Genomic DNA, 1,137 nt, shown 5'->3' on the forward strand with positions numbered 1-1,137 from the left:
TTACACCCGTTAATTCAACCATTTTTAACTCAATCCTCAAGTTTAACAACGGTACGGTTGACCTGACTGCAGCGCCGGCAATTGTTTACGAGCCCTTCGAAATGCATAAAGGCTTAGAACCTGACGGTGGCATCTATAAAGACCCTTTCCTGTATATCACCATGCAGGTTATCGCACGTTGGGAAAAGTTCCCCGAAGGCTTTATTCAGAAGGCTCGGCTAAAAGCGGTTGAGGAATACTCAAAGTTTGTTAAGTTCCTTACGGACCCAGAAGCAACTATCCCCGAACACTATTGGATAGATATCCCCGAACATCTATACGATTACTGGGTGGAAGATTTTAGAGAGAGCCGTTTGGAGTTAGGTCGTCGCGGTATCTACGACCAAAAGACGCTTAAACTAATGAGGAAGGTCCGCTGCAAACTCGACCCTCAAGCGGCTGAATGCTCAGCAAGCAACCGCGAATAGAGAGCTAAGTATTTGACGCTAATCCCCTACATTCGCTATCGCTGTATGGGGGTCTTGGTGGATGATTATATCGGATTGCGGAAAAAACTCTTTTATCTTGTCATGTACCTCGTCAGCGAGGTCATGTGCAGCGAGTAATGTCATATTCCCATCCATTACAAGATGGAACTGAATGAATTTCGTCTGACCAGACTGACGTGTTCTTAGATCATGAATCTCTATGACGTTTTCATGTTCACAAGCCAAGCTTTCTATCTGATTAATTTCCTCATCAGGGAGTTCCCGGTCAAGCAACAACTGAATGGCTTCATAGCCGATTTCTATTGCACATTTTAGAATGTACAAGCCTATTAGTAAGGCAATAATAGGGTCTGAATACAACCAGCCCATATAATAAAGGGCCAAGCCTAACAAAATTCCAGCATTAGTTACTAAGTCTGCTGAATAGTGAAGAGAATCAGCCTTGACAGCAATCGAATTGGTTTTTCTAACGACATAACGCTGGTAAGCAACCAATACCAAAGTTAATGCCATCGAGAAGAGCATCACCCATGTGCCAATTTCAGGTGACTCGATCAGTTCAGGGTTAAAAATCCGCTCCACTGTATACATCAATAGAAATATCGCCGAGCTGCCAATAAATATTGCTTGCCCTAAGCCCGCTAGTGAT

The 1,137-nt window shown here is 43.6% G+C and carries 2 protein-coding genes; one reads left to right on the forward strand and one right to left on the reverse strand.

Translation table 11 applies throughout. The annotated features are described in order from the left end of the window. Nucleotides 1-467: putative solute-binding protein (locus A3766_RS30355; RefSeq protein ID WP_231882831.1), on the forward strand; the 467-nt coding region annotated here is incomplete at its 5' end. Between the two features lie 18 nt (nucleotides 468-485). On the opposite strand, the gene A3766_RS04355 is transcribed toward A3766_RS30355, so the two are convergent. Further along, the coding region (locus A3766_RS04355) for a cation diffusion facilitator family transporter (protein WP_068641772.1) at nucleotides 486-1,137 on the reverse strand (652 nt) is incomplete at its 5' end.

Source organism: Oleiphilus sp. HI0132 (assembly GCF_001635845.1).